The organism is Paenalcaligenes sp. DL 309, assembly GCF_057475285.1.
This window is the reverse complement of the sequence record NZ_JBYBKW010000006.1, coordinates 1-19,077: the sequence shown is the minus strand read 5'-3', so window position 1 is coordinate 19,077 and position 19,077 is coordinate 1. Positions and strand designations below refer to the sequence as shown.

Below are 19,077 nucleotides of genomic sequence, written 5' to 3'. Positions count from 1 at the left end.
GCTCTATAACGTCTGCGCTAAGCGCTGGCGGCGCTGCTCAAACAAGCACACCGCCGCAGCTACAGCTACATTTAATGATTCCACCTTAGACTCTTGGGGTATATATACGCGCTGCGTAGCTGCCCCTAATAACTCCGCCGACACCCCTTGGCCTTCATTACCAAACACCCACGCTACCTGTGACTCAATTCGTAAAGTATACAGCGATTCGGCTTGCTCTAAGGCGGTGGCATAAAGTGGAATATTTAAACGCTGTATAAAGGCATACGCTGGCACTTGCTCGTGAATTTGAATAGCAAAATGCGCCCCTTGTGCGCTACGTAAAACTTTTTGCGACCACGCCCAAGCGCAGCCTGGCGACAAATAGGCCTGCTTAATACCGGCTGCAGCCATAGTGCGCAATAAAGTGCCTACATTCCCTGGGTCTTGAATACGATCCAAATACATGCAGTTTTGATCAATGCGTGCATGGTGATCATATTGGGGCGCCTGCACTAAAAACCCTACGCCCTGCCCTTGTTCAACTTGTGATAGTTGCCGCATTAAGGACGAAGTTAGGCCTAAGCAATGTGACATGGGTAACTGTGCAGCAATAGCTTGTAGCTCAGGGTTTGCCGTAAAACGTTGAGCATCAAAAAACGCCATCTCTATGTTATAACCGGCTTCTAACCACGCTTGAGTCAAATGAATGCCTTCTAGCCAAATCAACGGCGGACTCCCCACTTTACGACCTTGCGCTATACGTAAAGCTTGTTTAAACGTGGGGTTATCTTTGGATTCAATGTGTTTCATGATGTGTTTCTGTCTCAGTAGGCAACAATTTTTTTACCGGCGCAAAACTACGCCTATGTTCGGGACAAGGGCCATGTTTTTGAAGTAATTGCATATGCAGCTTGGTGCCATAACCTTTGTGCTGAGCAAAAGCATATTGGGGATAGTGTTCGTGCATCACCATACACGCTGCATCACGCGCGGTTTTTGCTAAGATTGAGGCAGCAGAAATAGCGGGCACCAAATCATCGCCTTTAATCACGGCCTGTGCAGGTGCTGTTAAGTTTGATGGTAATCTATTGCCATCAATTAAAATAAATTGAGGTGCTTGAGGCAACTGAGCACAGGCACGCTGCATAGCAAGCATAGTGGCATGTAATATATTGAGCTCATCAATCTCGGCGGTACTTGCGCTGGCTATACACCAAGCTAAGGCATCAGTTTTAATACGCTGGGCCAAAGCTTCACGACGTTTAGCCGTTAATTTTTTGGAATCAGCCAGCTCAACAATGGGCTTTTTAGGGTCAAGAATCACGGCTGCTGCAAAAACAGGTCCGGCTAAAGGCCCCCTGCCCGCTTCATCTACACCAGCTAATAACGGGTATTTATTGATCAGTTCGGTTAGCATAAATCTAAAATAACCTCTGCTGCCAGCTTGGGAGTATCTAAGCGTAAACTGTGATGCAAATCCACAAAACGTTGTTTCACACTCGCCGCCCAACTGCTATCAAATAACGCTCTCTCAGTGGCTTTGGCTAATTTCTCGGGGGTGGCGTCTTCTTGGAGCAACTCGGGCACAATAAACTCTTGGGCTAAAATATTAGGTAAGCCTACCCAAGGCGTGGTGGGCTTATCTTGACCTGATTGCCAGGCCATGAGCTTTTGCATTAAAGGCGATAACACGTAAGAAATCACCATAGGGCGCTTAAAGAGCATGCCTTCCAAAGTAGCCGTACCGCTTGCTACTAATAAAGCATCTGCTGCCTCCATCACATCCCATGCTGCAGGCCGCGTACTATCAGGTGTTTGATGAGACCGTATAATATGTAAGTTTTGAATAGGATATTGCTGCAAAACCACCGTAAACTCCGCCTCCCGTTTACTATTGACTAAAGGCACCACTACGTGTAATTGTGGATGGGTTTGCTGCAATTTTTGTACGGTTTGTAAAAACCGTGGACTCAACAGTTTCATTTCTGCGCTGCGGCTACCCGGCAGTAAAGCCAACACGTTGGCATCAGTAGCCAACCCTAAACGCGCTCGCGCTGCTGCTCTGTCTGGCTCTAAAGGGATATTTTGTGCTAATGGATGTCCCACACAAGTTACGGGCACCCCTTCCTTTTCGTAAATATCTACTTCAAAAGGAAAGAGCACTAACATATGAGATACTGCTTGACGTATTTTATGGATGCGCTCATAACGCCACGCCCAAATAGAAGGACTTACAAACTGCACCGTGGGTACACCACGTTTATGCAGTTGACGCTCTATGCGTAAATTAAAGTCCGGTGCGTCAATGCCTACAAATACATCGGGAGCATCTTGATCCCACCGCCGCAAACTGCCGTAATAGGTTTGCAAAATAGCCGGCAAGCTTTTGATGGCATCGGCATAACCAAACACACTAAGTCTATCCATGGGATACCAGGTCTCTAGGCCCGCCTGCTGCATTTGCGGGCCACCAATACCAGTAAAACGGGTATCTGAACACTGACTACGAATGCCGTGTATGATTCGCCCCGCTAGCAGATCACCCGACGGTTCACCCGCCACCATGCCTACGTGAATCATGGGCGTACAATACCGCGGGTGGATTGAGTTAAAAAATCAATTAGCAGCGCTACAGCGGCTTTTTCTTCAGCCGTATCACCTAAAGCCTGCATCTGCTCAATGGCTTCATCAGTGGTTAATTTGCGTCTATATAAAAGGCGGTAAGCCTCTTTCAGACACCTCACACTGCCCTCACTGACGCCTCTGCGCTTTAAGCCTTCACCATTAATGCCGCTAGGCCGAAAGGGATCACCCGCGCCGATCACATAAGGGGGGATGTCTTGACGTATGGAACTAGTCCCGCCCACCATGGCATGCGCGCCAATGCGCACAAACTGATGCAAAGCCGATAATCCGCCTAGCACTACCCAATCGCCTATGTGTATATGCCCGGCTAACTGCACGCTATTAGCAATAATGGTGTGGCTACCAATTTGACAATCATGAGCTATGTGTACATAGGCCATAATCCAATTATCATCGGCAATACGCGTGATACCTACGTCTTGAATAGTGCCCGTATTAATGGTGACATATTCTCGCACCATATTACCGTTTCCTATTTCTAGACGTGTGGCTTCACCGGCGTATTTTTTATCTTGAGGCATACCCCCAATAGAGCAAAAACGATAAAAATGATTATTTTCACCAATGGTGGTATGGCCATCTATAACACAATGCTCACCCACTATGGTGCCCGCGCCTATACGTACGTGATCCCCAATAATACTGTAAGCCCCTACCTGTACATCATCGGCTAATACCGCCTGAGGTGAAATCAGGGCTGTAGGATGAATACGGCTCATTTATTTGTCCAACACGCGAATCGCACACATAATTTTAGCTTCGGCTACCACCTGACCATCCACCAAGGCTTTAGCCGTGTATTTACACATAGCTCGACTAATACGATCTGCCACCACCTCTAAACGAAGCTGGTCACCAGGTACTACCGGTTTACGAAAACGAGCGCCATCAACGCCAACTAAATAATAGGCTATTTCTTGACTAGCAGGATCAATATCATCATGGTCTTCAAAAGAAAACAAAGCCGCTGCTTGAGCTAAAGCTTCAATAATCAGCACACCAGGCATGACGGGATGATGCGGGAAATGGCCTGTAAAAAAAGGCTCATTCATGCTGACATTTTTAATGGCTACAATACTTTTTCCGGGAACCATTTCAACCACACGATCTACCAGCAACATCGGATAACGATGCGGCAAGCGCGTCATGATTTGTTGTATATCCAGCTCCATAGTTTTTACCTACTTATGATTTTGTAATTGATGCGTCTGAATGGCGCTCCAAGGCGCGCAGACGTTTACGTAATTGAGAAAGCTGTGAAATAACAGCTGCGTTGTATTGCCAGTCTTTATGCTCAGCGTAGGGATACACCCCACTGTAGCGCCCCGGCTTTTTAATAGATGAGGTTACCGCTGTACCCCCCGATATTTGTACATCATCGGTAATATGCAGATGGCCGGAAAACATTGCCGCGCCCCCTACTATACAGCGCGCTCCTATGTGAGTAGAACCTGCAATGCCTACACACCCCGCAATGGCGGTATGCTCACCTATATGACAATTATGACCCACCATAACCTGATTATCGATTTTGACACCGTCAGCAATCACCGTGGCATCCAATGCACCACAGTCTATGGTAGTATTGGCTCCTATTTCTACATCAGCGCCTATTTCTACTGTGCCCAGTTGGGCTATTTTTGCCCAACCACCTGCCGGATGTGGTGCAAAGCCAAAGCCATCTGCACCAATTACGCAGCCACTATGCAAAATAGCTCTATCACCCACTGTCACTTGATGATAGAGCGTAACATTCGCGTGTAACAAGACATTTTGGCCTATAACCGTATTTGCCCCTACCACCGAGCCCGCACCAATGCGCGTGCCCGTACCAATGCAAACACCCGCCTCGATAATTGCATGAGGCCCAATGTGTACATCGGTAGCCAATGTAGCAGTAGGATCAATGACAGCCGTGCTATGTATACCTCGATTTAAGGCCTCTACACGATGCTGGTCAAACCACTGCGCTAATAAGGCATAAACTAAATAAGGTTGCTCGTATAAGGCAATCGCAAATTCATAGGTAATTTTATCCTTAGCTTGCAGATTTTCATAGTCAGCAGGGGCCATCACTACCACAGCGGCTTTACACGCTAAGAGCTGATCTTGCAACTGCGGATTCGATAAGAAACTCAGCTCAGTACCACCTGCTTGTTGCAGTGATCCTATACCTTGAATTTTAAGCTCAGCAGCTGTTGCACTCACTAACTCCACCTCTACGCCTTGTTCGGCTAAAAAAGATAAAAGCTGTCTTAGTGAAGGCGCCTGCTCAGCAGTAAGCAAAACCGGCATAATTAATTACCTAACGCTTTAAGAACCTCGTCGGTAATGTCTACTCTTGGACTTACGGTAACAGCATCCTGAATGATGAGGTCATAGCCTTGGGTGTCTGCAATGCGCTGTATAGCTGCATCGGCCTTTTCAACAATGCTGGAAAACTCTTCATTACGACGACGGTTAAAGTCTTCTTGAAACTCACGACGCTTACGCTGTAAATCAGAATCCAAGTCCGCTAATTGACGTTGACGTTTAATACGATCAGCTTCGGATAAGGCAGGCGCATCTTTATCAAACTTTTGTGCATCATTACGTAATTTATTTGCTAAGTTTTGCAGCTCATCATCACGTTTTTTAAACTCGGAATCAATTTTAGTTTGTGCTGCTTTTGCAGGCTGAGAGTCACGTAAAATACGCTCTGTGCTGACAAAACCAATTTTAGTCTGGGCTTGTACTACGGGTGTTGCGGCTAAAGAAACACCCAAAGCGGCTGCCATAATCAAAGCACGATTGCCACGGCCGATCTGGTTAGTTAATTGAGTAAGTTTTAATGCGAATTTAGACTTCATGAAAATCCACCTTGCGAATAATACTGCTATAAAATAAAAAAGGATTAGAATCCGGCACCAATCTGGAACTGGAAGGCTTGCTTATCATCACCTCGCTTAGCGTTTAAGGCTCTACCATAAGAAAGCTCTAAGGGACCCATGGGTGATTGCCAAGAGAAGCCCACACCCGCTGAATACTTCCAACCACATGGATCAGCAGCCAAATCCCCGGCTTTACCCTTAGGACAACCTCCACTTTGGTTATCTACGCGACCTACATCACTGAAGACAAACCAGCGCAGAGTGCGATCTCTTGTGGCTCCAGGAAAGGGTAGATAAAGCTGTACATTACCTACAATACGACGTGAGCCACCCAAGAAGTCACCCGTTAAACTATCCCGTGGACCTAAAGAAGCCCCCTCATAACCACGTACGGAACCTATACCCCCGGCATACACTGTTTTAATAACTGGAAAAGATTTATCGCCATAACCTTTACCCCAATCCATTAAACCATTTAACGCCAAGGTGTAATTTGAACCTAACGGTAAGTAATATTGCTGCTGGGCACTAAGCATATAATAGCGCAAATCTAAGGTGGAGAAATCTCCAGACAAACGTGTATAGCCACCGCGAGTAGGAGCAAGAGCACTGTCTCGCGTGTCTTTATCCCAGCCCAAATTAAAGATTAACGCGTTTGAACCTTTACCAAACTCTCTTACGAACTCTTGATACGCCAAAGGTGTGTATTGGGGACTGAGTTTATCTAAGCGGTTGTGTTCAAAACTCGCTCCCATATAAACCCGATCGCTTTCTGAAATAGGCACACCAAAGTTTAATCCTGCACCAATAGCGGTTACTTCATAATCCCCTTCTGAGTAACTGTTGTCATACGGAGTGGTACGACGATAATATAAGGAGGTGGTTTTACTAATACCACTATGAGTCCAGTACGGATCCGTGTGGGCTAATACCGCTGTACGGTTTGATTTACTGGTATTTAACTGTAAGGAAAGGCTATTACCGCTACCAAAGATGTTTTCTTGACTAATTCCACCAGAGAGCATTAGCTTATCGGTAGAACCATAGCCAACACCCAGATTAATCACACCGGTAGGTTTTTCTTTAACATCTATCAATACATCCACTTGATCTGCCGTACCGGGTACCGGCTCAGTGCTCACATCAATTTCAGTGAAAAACCCAAGACGATCTATACGATCACGGGAAGTTGCAATGTCTTCAGCATCATACCAAGCGGCTTCTTGTTGGCGCATTTCACGGCGCACCACTTCATCTCTTGTGCGTACATTACCGCCAATCTCAATACGACGCACGTACACACGGCGTCCTGGGTCCACATAAAACGTCAAATCTGCAGTTTTATTTTCCCTATCAATTACGGGGTTAGGGTTAACATTCGCAAACGCATACCCCAACTCACCTAAGTAATTAATGATGTTATCTACCGTGTTATTTGTTTTTTCTGCCGAAAAAACCTCCCCGGGCTTTACAGTAACTAAAGGCGCAATCTGTTCATCTAAGGCCAGCAAGTTGCCACCTAAATTTACCTCGCCAATACGGTAAAGATCTCCCTCATCTATGGTTAGCGTCACAAATATATCTTGACGATCAGGAGAAATAGAAACTTGTGGTGGTTCAATTTGTACTTCTAAATAACCGCGATCTAAATAATAAGAACGAAGACGTTCTACATCACCCTCAAGCTTTTCTCTGGCGTATTTGTTTGTGCCGGTATACCACGTCATTAATCCAGAGGTGGTGAGTTGCATCTCATCGAGCAAGGTGCTGGTTTTGATGTTTTCATTACCAACAATATTAATTTCTTTAATTTTTGCTAAATCACCTTCAAACACATCAAAGCTGATTCCTACGCGATTACGTGGCAAAGGCGTAATAATAGGGCTAATTTCAACCCCATACTTACCTTTAGCTAAGTATTGCTGCTTGAGCTCGAACTCCGCACGCTCAAGCATGGAGCGATCAAAAACTCGCCCTTCGGAAAAACCCACTTGAGACAACGATTTAATAATGTTTTTAGCATCAAACTCACGCATGCCATTAAAGCTAACTGAAGCGATAGTAGGGCGTTCTTGCACCGTGATAACTAATACATTGCCTTCAGTATCAATTTTTACATCGTTAAAGTAGCCACTGGAATATAAACGCTGTATAGACTCACTGGCTTTCGCGTCGTCAAAGGTTTCACCCACTTTTACAGGTAAAAAACCAAACACCGCACCTGGGTCTATGCGTTGAATGCCATTAACTTGTATATCTTGGACCACAAAAGGAGTGAAAGCATACGCTAATGGTGCTAACAATGCGGCTAGCCCAGCAGATACCGCTCGTAAAGCAAACGGTTTTTTTTGATTAAGTGACATCCTTGATGGTCCCTGCATAGTCAAAGAGGTTGATAGTAAAAAACATAAGCGTAGTTAGTTTAGTAACCGGCTAAAGTCATTGAAAAATGCCAGCATAGTTAATGCCGCTAGTATACCTAAACCAATGCGCTGGCCTATTAATTTTGCCGCCTCTGATACCGGGCGGCCGGTGACGGCTTCGATTGCATAATACAGCAAATGCCCACCATCAAGCATAGGAATAGGCAAAAGATTTAATAATCCAATACTAACGCTAATTAAAGCCAAAAAATTGATATAAGCGCTTAAACCTATACGTGCACTCTGGCCAGCATAGTCAGCAATGGACACCGGACCACTGATGTTTTTAACTGAAACATCACCAGTAACCATGCGCCCTATCATTTTCAAAGAGAGCCAAAAGGTATCTAGCGTACGAGTAAATCCATGTTGTACGCTATCTATGGGCCCATAGCGAACATTAACCATTTCAATATTAGCACCTAATAACAGACCAATACGACCTATTTCATGCCCTTTTTCATCTAAATGGGCATCAATAGTAACAGGTAAATTTTGAGTTTGACCATTGCGCTCTATGGTTAATTGTATGGTTTGGTGAGCGCGTGGTTTAATTTCTTCTACAAACTGCACTGCATTTTGGATGGGTTGGTTATTAATTGCAAGCAAAATATCGCCCGCTTGTAATCCCGCTTGCTCTCCCGCCCCCCCTGTTAATGCCTCACGAACAGCCGGCTGGGGCAAAGCAAGAGCAAGACCTGTGCTTTGTAAAGGGTCCACCCCATCCACATCCAACGAACTGGGGTTTAGCCAAAGGGTACGCTCTGCGGGTACTCCTCCTACACGCTGTACACTTAATATTACCTCGCCCCCTGTATGCAGACGGTCTAGTAACTCCCAACGCATTTGTACCCAAGATTTCACTACTTTATGATTTACCGCCACCACTGTATCGCCTGCCTCTACGCCAGCTTTCGCTGCGGCGGTGGCGGCTTTAGGTTGGCTTAAAATTGCAGCAGGCTCTTGAGTGCCTACTACACCAACTAAAGCATACAACACTATGGCTAATAATAAATTTGCCACGGGTCCAGCTACCGTAATAGCGGCTCGTTGGCCTAAGGTTTTACTTTCAAAAGCGGTGTTTTTAAGGTGTACAGGTGCATCATCAGGCACCTCACTACGCATCATTACGTAACCACCTAAAGGTAAAGCCGATAAAGCCCATTCACAGCCCCGCTTATCAGTACGCTTATACAGCACCTTCCCAAAGCCAATAGAAAAACGTTCTATGTATACCCCACAACGACGGGCTACCCAATAATGGCCAAGCTCATGGATGGTCACTAGCAGGCCAATTGCCACAGCAAAGGAAAGTAAGGTAAGCAGCATAAAAAAGCGTTTTGATTAAGAAGTAATGGCTAGAGAATGAGCGTATTGCTCGGCTAACCGACGTGATTGATAGTTTAAATCTAAAACGGCATCAAGACTATTAAGCGTGTGCGTTTGTTTTTCAATTTGTTCTATACAATGCGCAATCACAGCGGCGATATCGGTATAACGTATTTTTTGCTGGAGAAAACATTCCACCGCAATCTCATTTGCCGCATTAAGCGCTACACAGGCCGCCTGAGAGCTATTTAAAGCATCGAAAGCTAATTGCAAGCAAGGAAAACGTTTGAAGTCTGGTGGTGTAAAATCTAAGCGTCCTAGCTGCATTAAATCCATTAAACCCACACCACTGCGGATACGTTCAGGAAAACCTAAACCGTATGCTATAGGCGTACGCATATCTGGCTGACCTAATTGTGCCAACACTGAACCATCCGTGTATTCCACCATGGAATGCACAATGCTTTGAGGGTGTACCACCACTTGAATTTTATCGGCAGGCATGGCAAATAACCAATGCGCCTCAATGATCTCTAAGCCTTTATTTGCCATGGTGGCCGAATCAACGGAAATTTTACGCCCCATAGACCAATTAGGGTGACTACAAGCTTGCGCAGGTGTAACCAAGTGCAAAGAAGCGGGGTCGGCTTCGCGAAAGGGACCGCCTGAAGCTGTTAGCACCAAACGTTGTATAGAAGGATGGGGCGTTGTGGGAGCACTTAGCTGGGCTGCAGCAGGTAAGCACTGATACATGGCATTGTGTTCACTGTCAATGGGCAAAAGTTCTGCCCCATGATCACGCACCGCTTGCATAAATACACTACCCGCCGCCACTAAGGCTTCTTTATTTGCTAATAAAATGCGTTTCCCCGCTTGGGCGGCGGCTAAGGCTGGCTCCAAGCAAGCAATCCCCACTATAGCAGCCATCACAGTGCTCACTGCAGGGTCACTTGCCGTTTGCCTTAGGCCTTCAGCACCCAGGCGTATTTCCGGTAAAGGTTTGGAGCTATGCCAAGCAGTTTTAAATGCCTTAACGGCGTTATCATCAGGTACCACCACGACTTGTGCCTGACTTTGCTGCGCTTGCTGCGCAAGCTCGGTCATACGACTAAAAGCAGAGAGCGCATACACCCTCATCGTATCAGGATTGCGTGCAATCACATCTAAGGTACTTATACCAATAGAACCAGTGGAACCAAGAATACAAACGGATTGAATCATAAAGCACCTGCACTTGTACTACCGGTCAGTAAAGCATTTAACCACGGCCCCGCCATAAAAGCGGCCAACGGCGCAACCGGAATGAGAGCATCAATGCGGTCTAAGACGCCACCATGACCCGGTAGCAGTTGACTGGAGTCTTTATACCCCGCCCTACGTTTTAGCAAGGATTCAAATAAATCTCCTACTACCGAAAACACCGCCAGAATTACGGCAAAAATGATAGCACCGAACCAAGACCAGTTTTTAACGAGTTCAGCACCAAACGACCCCGACCACTGCGCACTAAGAATTACCCAAATCACTACGCCCAGTACTCCGCCTCCTAAACCTGCCCAAGTCTTACCGGGGCTCACACGTGGGGCTAATTTACGTTTACCCAAGGCTTTACCAGTAAAATAGGCAGCGATATCGGCCACCCACACAACAATGAGTAATGACAATAAATACCATGCCCCGCGGTATAACCACATGTCTACTAAAGCCGCCCATGCCACAGCAATAGTGGCTAACCCAAATAAAGACAGCGCTATACGACTTTGACGTTTTTCGGTTTGCGCTAAGGCTAGCATCACCCCTACCCCTATTACCCAGTAAGCCAATACCACAGGGGCTATGAGCACAAACCAAGAGCTATGCATTAAACCCGCTTGAGCACTATTAATCCATTGGCTTGCATAAAAAAACGTGCCGGCAGCAAAAGCCACAGCAAGAATTAAAGAAAGAGGCGTCTTATCACTATAGCTAAGGCGCAACCATTCCCAAACCGCACAGCTAGCCAACACGCATAAAATAAGCACCAATGCCCAAGGCGTTGGTGCCATAATAGCGCCTAACAGCAGCGCAATTAAAATAACCGCTGTAATAACGCGTTGTTTTAACATAATTAACCTAATTAAAGCTGAGCACTTGTACGCCCAAACCGGCGCTCACGCTGACTATACCAATCAAAAGCCTCTTTGATGTGTTTTGCACCAAAATCTGGCCAATAGACATCGGTAAAATACAGTTCAGTATAAGCCAATTGCCAAATTAAAAAATTAGAAATGCGCTGTTCACCACCTGTACGTATAAATAAATCTGGTTCAGGCGCATACGCCATAGACAGATAGGCTGACAATGCCGCTTCATCAATAAGCTCGGGGGACTGCGCCAAATGGGGCTGATGCACTAATAGCTGTTTAGTGGCATTTAAAATATCCCACCGCCCACCGTAATTAGCGGCAATGGTCAGATGCAAACGCCTATTATGTGCGGTCTTTGCCTCTGCGGCTTGAATTAAATGACGTAACTTTTCATCAAAACGGCTTAAATCACCAATCACACGTAATCGTACGCCTTGTTTTTCTAATTTAACCACTTCTTTTTCTAAGGCCTGTACGAAAAGACGCATCAATAGCGACACCTCATCCGTAGGTCTACGCCAATTTTCTGAACTAAATGCAAATAACGTCAGGTATTGCACACCCGCCTGACCACAGCTTTCAACCACACTGCGCACGGAGCGTACACCCCGGGCATGCCCTGCTGTTCGTGGCAACATACGCCGGGTAGCCCAGCGACCATTACCATCCATAATAATAGCGAGGTGGCGCGGAACTGAGCTGTGTTCAGGGATGATTTGAGTAGAGCTTTGCAGCATCGCCACCACCTAACGACGTTAAACCGTCATAACCTCGGCTTCTTTTTCAGCAATAAGCTGATCCACCTCGGCCACAAACTTATCAGTTAACGCTTGGATTTCATCTTGAAAGCGACGATCATCATCTTCGGAAATCTCTTTATCTTTTAACAAACGCTTGGATGAATCATTGGCATCACGGCGTAAATTACGGATAGCGACCTTCGCATCCTCACCTTCACTGCGTACTATACGTGTTAAATCACGTCTACGCTCTTCGGTGAGCAAGGGCATAGGTACCCGAATAGACTCTCCCATTAAGATAGGGTTTAGACCTAAATCGGAATCACGAATGGCTTTATCTACTACAGGCGCCATGGGCTTTTCCCACACCTGTACATTCAAGGTACGTGCGTCAACCACTGTAATATTTGCTACCTGACCAACAGGAACCTCTGAGCCATAATACTCAACATTCACGTGATCCAAGATGCCAGGAGTAGCGCGGCCTGTGCGAATTTTAGCTAGACTTAAACCTAGTGATTCAATCGATTTTCTCATCCGATCTTCGGCTGATTTTTTAATCTCTGAAAGACTCATTGTTATTCCTATTTTTTAAACGTGCACTAATGTGCCTTCATCTTCACCACACACAGCGCGACGCAAAGCGCCTAGCTTGTTAATGGAGAAAACTTTAATGGGTAATTTTTGATCCCTACATAAGGCAAAAGCAGTGGCATCCATAATTTCTAAACGACGCACAATCGCCTCATCGAAACTAATGCGTGCATAACGAGTAGCACCTGGGTCTTTGTTTGGATCAGCACTGTAGATACCATCAACTTTAGTGGCTTTAAGTACTATTTCTACACCCATTTCTGCTCCTCGTAGTGCAGAAGCGGTATCAGTGGTAAAAAAGGGATTTCCGGTACCGGCTGCAAAAATCACTACCTTACCTTCTTCTAAATAACGTAAGGCTTTAGGGCGTATATAAGGCTCAACCACTTGCTCTATATTAAGAGCAGACTGTACGCGAGCATCTAAACCACGATTTTTGAGGGCATCTTGCAAAGCTAAGGCATTCATAACCGTTGCCATCATGCCCATATAATCGGCTGTGGCTCTATCCATACCCTGAGAGCCGGCAGCAATACCACGAAATATATTACCACCTCCAATCACAATTGCGACCTGAACACCGAGTTTAACGATGTCAGATATTTCTTCTGTCATACGCATGATGGTTTCGCGATTAATTCCAAAGGCATCATCGCCCATGAGCGCTTCGCCAGACAGTTTAAGCAAAATACGCTTATATAGAGGGGTGTCCATGACAGAATTTCCGAGAGTGAAAACAGTGATAGTGTAAAACAGAACGCAAGGCATTGCCTAGAGGACAATGCACCTGCGCTATGTTTAGATCAAGCAAATGAATAATTAAGCACCTGTTGCAGCAGCAACCTCAGCGGCAAAATCTTCATTACGACGCTCAATACCCTCACCCACTACATAAACGGTATAAGCGGCTACGGAAGCATCTTTTTCTTTGAGCATTTGCTCTACGCTTTGTTTATCGTTTTTAACGAACGGCTGAGACAGTAAGGTTACTTCTTTGAGGTATTTATTTACTGCACCCTCAACCATTTTCTCTACGATATTGTCAGGCTTGCCTGATTCTGCCGCTTTCTGTGCAGCCACTGAGCGCTCAGCTTCAATATCTGCTGCAGGTAAATCTTCCGCAGAAAGCGCTTTGGGCTTCATAGCTGCAACGTGCATGGCTACATCTTTACCCACTTCTTCGTCGCCAGCAAAATCCACTAATACGGCAATTTTACCCCCGTGTACATATTGCGCTAATTGGTTATCGGTGGCAAAACGCTGAAAACGGCGTACGCTGATATTTTCACCAATTTTACCCACTAAGGCGGTACGTACACTTTCTACGGTACCATCACGGAATGCTAATTCGCCTAAGGCCGCTACGTCGGCGGGGTTTTCTTCTGCCACTAGCTTAGCCACATCATCTACAAAAGCGATGAAATCATCGTTTTTAGCTACGAAGTCTGTCTCACAGTTAACTTCAACCACTGCGCCTGTTTTGGCATCTTCAGAAATGTGTACATTAACTAGGCCTTCAGCGGTAACGCGTGATGCTGCTTTGCTGGCATTGCTACCTAATTTAACGCGTAAGAGCTCTTCTGCACGCGCCATATCGCCATTGGCTTCAACCAAGGCTTTTTTACACTCCATCATGGGAGCGTCTGTTTTCTCACGCAATTCTTTAACCATCGATGCTGTAATTTGAGCCACAATTTTCTCCAAATAGGTAAAACACACCCCAGACGGTACGGATACTGTGCTGGGGTATGCAAATAATCTTATATAACTGTAGAGGTATTACTCTTTGCTAACTTGCTCAGCCGCTTCTACCTCTACTTCTGCTTCTACCTCAGCTTCAACTTCTACGTACTCTTCTTCGCCGCGAATCTCTTCAACTAAACCGCTAAGCGCTTGGTTACGGCCTTGTAAAATAGCATCGGCCATGCCACGAGCATATAAAGAAATCGCTTTTGCTGAGTCATCATTACCGGGAATGACCTTCTCAACGCCTTCAGGTGAGTGGTTTGTATCAACCACAGCCACCACAGGAATACCCAATGTTTTGGCTTCAGCGGCTGCAATTTTGTGGTAACCCACATCAATGATAAACAAAGCGTCCGGTAATTTAGGCATGTCTTTGATGCCACCAATAGAACGGTTTAACTTTTCCATTTCACGCTCGAAAAGTAGACCTTCTTTTTTGGTTAAGCCCTCAAAGAAAGCGCCGTCTTCCATCTGAGCTTCCATATCTTTAAGACGTTTAATAGAAGCACGAACGGTTTTGAAGTTGGTCATCATACCACCCAACCAACGGCTATCTACGTAAGGCATGCCGCAACGAGCTGCTTCTTCAGCAATAATTTCACGTGCAGCACGTTTGGTGCCAACAAATAACACGGTACCACCACGTGCGGCGATGTCGCTCAGGTATTTCTGTGCCTCTAGGAACTTTACTACCGTTTGCTCTAAATTAATAATATGAATACGGTTACGTTGGCCGAAAATGTATTGCTCCATTTTCGGGTTCCAGAAACGAGTTTGGTGGCCAAAGTGTACGCCGGCCTCTAGCATTTCACGCATTAAAGACATGAGTTTTCTCCAAGGGTTAGTTCTTGCAACTAGCCAGTATCCGGTAAGGATTACAGCTCTGCTGTAATGCCAGACACCCTGAGACGGCTAGCCGCGCGATTTACTTCTAAGTAATAATAAAGACAGCAGCGAGCCCACGTATTACACTAGTAATTGTTTGGACTAATCCATGCTTGGCTTTAGGTTAGCCCATGATTATATTACTCTTTCACTATTAAACTCAAGTTATTATGAGCATTCTTGTTACTGATCCCGTAGATTTAGAGAAAATGCGCGCTGCTTGTCAAGCAGCAGCACAGACTCTGGACTACCTTACCCCTTTTGTAAAAGCCGGTATTACTACCGCTGAAATAGACCAATTATGCAAGGATTACATCCGTGATGTGCTGCATGTGGAGTCTGCCACCGTAGGCTACGCGCCTCCAGGTCACCCGCCCTTCCCAGGCGCAGTATGTACCTCTGTAAACCATGTTATTTGCCACGGCATCCCTGGTGACAAAAAACTAAAAGACGGCGACATCATTAACCTTGATGTTACCGTGATCAAAGACGGATGGTTTGGTGACACAAGTCGTATGTTTTATGTGGGAGAACCGTCCATTCTAGCGCGACGTCTAACTGAAATTACCTACGAATGCATGTGGCTGGGCATAGATCAAGTCAAACCAGGTGCCACCTTAGGTGACATTGGCCATGCTATTCAGGTGCATGCTGAAAAAAACAATTACTCCGTAGTACGCGAATTTTGTGGCCACGGTATTGGTCAAGTTTTTCACCAAGAACCACAGGTCCTGCATTACGGCCAGCCCAATACCGGCATGAAGCTAGAAGCCGGCATGTTATTTACCATTGAACCTATGATTAATGCTGGCAAACGTCACTTAAAAGTACTACCAGACCAGTGGACAGTGGTGACACGCGATCGCAGCTTATCAGCTCAATGGGAGCACACTATTTTGGTCACTGACGATGGCTATGAAGTGCTCACGGTATCACCTGGCACGCCCCAGCCACCGGCTTTCATCACAGACCCCACCGCCTAACTATTACTATGGTCGCTTCGGACTTATTGTCGCTAAAACAGCGTCTACAACAGCAATACAAAAAAGCCATTGCTCACTTCAGACAACAACCAAAACCTGAGCATTTGTTACGGCGCCTTAGCACAGCCACAGACCATTGCTTGGCGCATTTAGTGGCACAAGTCCCTTTGCCCGCCCATGCCGCCGTAGTGGCTGTAGGTGGCTATGGCAGGCAAGAGTTATATCCACACTCTGATGTGGATGTGCTTATTTTGTTACAAAATATACCTAACGCTCAAGACACAGAGCGCATAGAAAACTATATTGCTGCCTTATGGGATGTGGGCCTTAAAGTGGCCAGCAGTGTACGTACGATTAAACAATGTTTAGAAGTGGCTAGCACAGACATTGCCACCCAAACCGCTCAACTAGAGGCACGGTTTATTACTGGTAACTCGTCCCTTTTCCACACTCTTACGCAAAAACTAAAACAACAAGTCAACATACATGATTTTTTTCAAGCCAAGCATGCAGAAATGCGACAGCGTCATACACGTTATCAAAACACGCCTTATGCCTTAGAGCCCAACTGTAAAGAATCACCTGGTGGACTAAGAGACCTTCAAGTTCTGCTTTGGTTAGCACAAGCCATGGGCTTAGGGGAAAGCTGGCAAGAAATCGCGCAAGCAGAGCTTTTAAGCCCTGCAGAGCTACGCGCAATTAAGCGTGCCAGCCAGGCCTTCATGCGTTTACGTATAGAACTCCATTTGCTTACAGGCCGTGCTGAAGACAGGTTGCTATTTGACTATCAACCTGAACTGGCTCTTATTTACGGTTTTGATACCAGTAATAAGCAACACGCCAGTGAGCAGCTGATGCAACGCTATTATTGGGCAGCACGCGTAGTCTACCAAATGAATACGCTCTTGATGCAAAGCTTAGAAGAAATGCTGTTTGCACCTACACCTGCTCTCTGTCAGCCTATTAATGATGATTTTGAAGTACGTAACCAACGTTTGCATTTACGTAAACCGCACACCTTAGAGGAAAACCCAGCATTAATACTACAAAGTTTTTTGTTATTACAACAACGTGCCGATCTGCACACGATGAGTGCCGCCACCTTGCGAGCTCTTTGGCACGCCAGACGTTTCATAGACCAGACATTTAGAGACAATCCCACGCACCAACAACTTTTTTTGCAAATACTACAACAACCTCGTGGCGTAGTGCATACCTTACGGCAAATGAATATGCTCAGCCTATTACCGCGTTATATTCCGACATTTAGGCATATTGTGGGCCAAATGCAGCATGACTTATTCCATATCTATACCGTAGATCAACACACCTTAATGGTAATTCGTAATTTGCGACGATTTACCCTAGCAGAGTATGCGGACGAACACCCTCTGGCCTCTCAACTTATGGATGACTTTGAGCGGCCTTGGGTGCTGTATATTGCAGCGTTATTTCATGATATTGCTAAAGGCCGCGGGGGTAATCACGCTGAGCTAGGCGCTCAAGACGCCCTTCTTTTTTGCCAACAGCATGCTATAGCTAAGACAGACACTGATTTGGTGGTTTTTTTAGTGGCTGATCACTTAAGTATGTCTACCGTGGCTCAAAAACGTGATATAAGCGATCCAGAAGTCATCAAAAACTTTATTGCTGAAGTGCGTAGTCCTCGCCACCTCTCAGCCTTATACTTACTTACCGTGGCCGATATAAAAGGCACAAACCCCACGATTTGGAATGCTTGGAAAGCAAAGTTACTTGCTAATCTTTATGAAGTCAGTCTACGAGCGCTCAAGGGAAATAACCCTGATTCCTCTGTACTGTTGGCGCAACGTAAAGCTACGGCACGTAGTCAGTTACTGGCACTTAATATCACTGAAGAAGACATAGATACCCTTTGGTCTGTACTAGATATTAGTTATTTTTTACGGCATGAAAGTGATGAAATCGTTTGGCATGGTAAAGCCTTACACAAAGCAATATTACATACTAAGCCTGTTATAGAGGTTCGCCCTGTGGGCCAAGGTGAAACCATACAACTCATGATCTACACGCCAGACAGAAATGATCTTTTTGTGCATATTTGTGCCTTCTTCGATTTACACCAATTAAGCACCCAAGACGCGCGCATTTATACCACCACACACGGCTGGGCCTTAAATAGTTTCGTGCTGCTTTTACCCAAACACCAACGCTATGACACCGACTACACGGATGCCCTGGCTCAATCTCTGGCTTACTTTATTCAAAACCCAACCGCTCCTAATGCGTGTGGAGAGCGTTATCAGGCGCAAACACGCTCTAGACGAGCTCGCGCATTTCCTTTGGTTCCCACTATAGATTTACACCCCATGAGTGAAGCCCATAAATGGAAATTATCGTTAATTTGCGCAGACCGTAAAGGTTTGCTTTTTAGTATTGCTAACGTTTTTGCCGCGCAACAAATTGATTTAAAATCAGCTAAAATAATGACCTTAGGTGAACGCGTAGAAGATACCTTTATCATTTATAGTGAGCACTTACATCACACCGCTTTTTTTAACCAATTCGAGCGCGCATTATATGCGGCGTTATAGCGCCTTGAAACGTGCCGAGGCACCATGGATTTCTCCTCTTTATTTTCTGATTTTAGCCGTAGTTTTTTATTTACCAAAATGCGCGGAAAGCCTCGTCGTTTAGGGCGAGGAAGAATAGCGCGGACGGCAACGCCGTCCTTTGATACTACGTTTGAGGCTACGGTGGCGTTTGCTGTTGCT

General features: G+C 45.7%; 18 protein-coding genes. 2 read left to right on the top strand and 16 right to left on the bottom strand.

Translation table 11 applies throughout. The features are described 5' to 3' along the window. Nucleotides 1-3: 3 nt before the first annotated feature. The 16 genes from AC2UZJ_RS08945 to rpsB all read right to left on the bottom strand — a co-directional run bounded on the left by AC2UZJ_RS08945 (nt 4) and on the right by rpsB (nt 15,281). Nucleotides 4-792 carry a TrmH family RNA methyltransferase gene (locus AC2UZJ_RS08945; protein ID WP_486949809.1) on the bottom strand — a complete coding sequence of 263 codons (789 nt, stop codon included), beginning with the start codon at nt 790-792 and terminating at the stop codon, nt 4-6. Then, the gene (gene rnhB / locus AC2UZJ_RS08940) at nt 779-1,399 is read right to left on the bottom strand and encodes a ribonuclease HII (protein ID WP_486949808.1); all 621 of its coding nucleotides are present in this window, start codon (nt 1,397-1,399) and stop codon (nt 779-781) included. The genes AC2UZJ_RS08945 and rnhB overlap by 14 nt, the downstream gene beginning before the upstream one ends. After that, the gene (gene lpxB / locus AC2UZJ_RS08935; RefSeq protein WP_486949807.1) at nt 1,393-2,562 is read right to left on the bottom strand and encodes a lipid-A-disaccharide synthase; all 1,170 of its coding nucleotides are present in this window, start codon (nt 2,560-2,562) and stop codon (nt 1,393-1,395) included. Before lpxB ends, rnhB begins: the two co-directional genes overlap by 7 nt. Continuing rightward, the gene (gene lpxA / locus AC2UZJ_RS08930) at nt 2,559-3,347 is read right to left on the bottom strand and encodes an acyl-ACP--UDP-N-acetylglucosamine O-acyltransferase (protein WP_486949806.1); all 789 of its coding nucleotides are present in this window, start codon (nt 3,345-3,347) and stop codon (nt 2,559-2,561) included. Before lpxA ends, lpxB begins: the two co-directional genes overlap by 4 nt. Beyond that, a complete protein-coding gene (fabZ, locus tag AC2UZJ_RS08925) occupies nt 3,348-3,800 on the bottom strand; it encodes a 3-hydroxyacyl-ACP dehydratase FabZ (protein ID WP_486949805.1) in 453 nt (150 codons plus the stop codon). It abuts the gene before it with no gap. A 13-nt stretch (nt 3,801-3,813) separates the two neighbouring features. After that, nucleotides 3,814-4,923, bottom strand: a complete 1,110-nt coding sequence (gene lpxD / locus AC2UZJ_RS08920; RefSeq protein ID WP_486949804.1) for a UDP-3-O-(3-hydroxymyristoyl)glucosamine N-acyltransferase — start codon at nt 4,921-4,923, stop codon at nt 3,814-3,816. A gap of 2 nt (nt 4,924-4,925) precedes the next feature. Next, the gene (locus AC2UZJ_RS08915; RefSeq protein WP_486949803.1) at nt 4,926-5,477 is read right to left on the bottom strand and encodes an OmpH/Skp family outer membrane protein; all 552 of its coding nucleotides are present in this window, start codon (nt 5,475-5,477) and stop codon (nt 4,926-4,928) included. A 44-nt stretch (nt 5,478-5,521) separates the two neighbouring features. Further along, entirely contained in the window at nt 5,522-7,861 is a 2,340-nt protein-coding gene (gene bamA, locus AC2UZJ_RS08910) for an outer membrane protein assembly factor BamA (protein ID WP_486949802.1), read from the bottom strand. Nucleotides 7,862-7,915: 54 nt separating this feature from the next. Next, complete coding sequence (rseP, locus tag AC2UZJ_RS08905) at nt 7,916-9,250, bottom strand: RIP metalloprotease RseP (protein ID WP_486949801.1); 1,335 nt, start codon at nt 9,248-9,250, stop codon at nt 7,916-7,918. Between the two features lie 15 nt (nt 9,251-9,265). Then, nucleotides 9,266-10,471, bottom strand: coding sequence for a 1-deoxy-D-xylulose-5-phosphate reductoisomerase (gene ispC, locus AC2UZJ_RS08900; protein WP_486949800.1), 1,206 nt, complete (start codon nt 10,469-10,471; stop codon nt 9,266-9,268). Continuing rightward, a complete protein-coding gene (locus AC2UZJ_RS08895) occupies nt 10,468-11,355 on the bottom strand; it encodes a phosphatidate cytidylyltransferase (RefSeq protein WP_486949799.1) in 888 nt (295 codons plus the stop codon). The genes ispC and AC2UZJ_RS08895 overlap by 4 nt, the downstream gene beginning before the upstream one ends. An 11-nt stretch (nt 11,356-11,366) precedes the next feature. Next, nucleotides 11,367-12,113, bottom strand: a complete 747-nt coding sequence (gene uppS, locus AC2UZJ_RS08890; RefSeq protein WP_486949798.1) for a polyprenyl diphosphate synthase — start codon at nt 12,111-12,113, stop codon at nt 11,367-11,369. Nucleotides 12,114-12,131: 18 nt separating this feature from the next. Then, a complete protein-coding gene (frr, locus tag AC2UZJ_RS08885) occupies nt 12,132-12,692 on the bottom strand; it encodes a ribosome recycling factor (protein WP_486949797.1) in 561 nt (186 codons plus the stop codon). Between the two features lie 15 nt (nt 12,693-12,707). Further along, nucleotides 12,708-13,424 carry a UMP kinase gene (gene pyrH / locus AC2UZJ_RS08880; RefSeq protein WP_486949796.1) on the bottom strand — a complete coding sequence of 239 codons (717 nt, stop codon included), beginning with the start codon at nt 13,422-13,424 and terminating at the stop codon, nt 12,708-12,710. Nucleotides 13,425-13,529: 105 nt separating this feature from the next. Beyond that, a complete protein-coding gene (gene tsf, locus AC2UZJ_RS08875; RefSeq protein WP_486949795.1) occupies nt 13,530-14,402 on the bottom strand; it encodes a translation elongation factor Ts in 873 nt (290 codons plus the stop codon). 87 nt (nt 14,403-14,489) lie between these two features. After that, nucleotides 14,490-15,281, bottom strand: coding sequence for a 30S ribosomal protein S2 (gene rpsB, locus AC2UZJ_RS08870; RefSeq protein ID WP_486949794.1), 792 nt, complete (start codon nt 15,279-15,281; stop codon nt 14,490-14,492). Between the two features lie 230 nt (nt 15,282-15,511). Here rpsB and map point away from each other — a divergent pair, with 230 nt between their 5' ends. Together map and AC2UZJ_RS08860 are read left to right on the top strand one after the other, a co-directional pair. Continuing rightward, nucleotides 15,512-16,324, top strand: a complete 813-nt coding sequence (gene map / locus AC2UZJ_RS08865) for a type I methionyl aminopeptidase (protein WP_486949793.1) — start codon at nt 15,512-15,514, stop codon at nt 16,322-16,324. Between the two features lie 8 nt (nt 16,325-16,332). Next, entirely contained in the window at nt 16,333-18,897 is a 2,565-nt protein-coding gene (locus AC2UZJ_RS08860) for a [protein-PII] uridylyltransferase (protein WP_486949792.1), read from the top strand. The last annotated feature ends 180 nt before the right edge of the window (nt 18,898-19,077 follow it).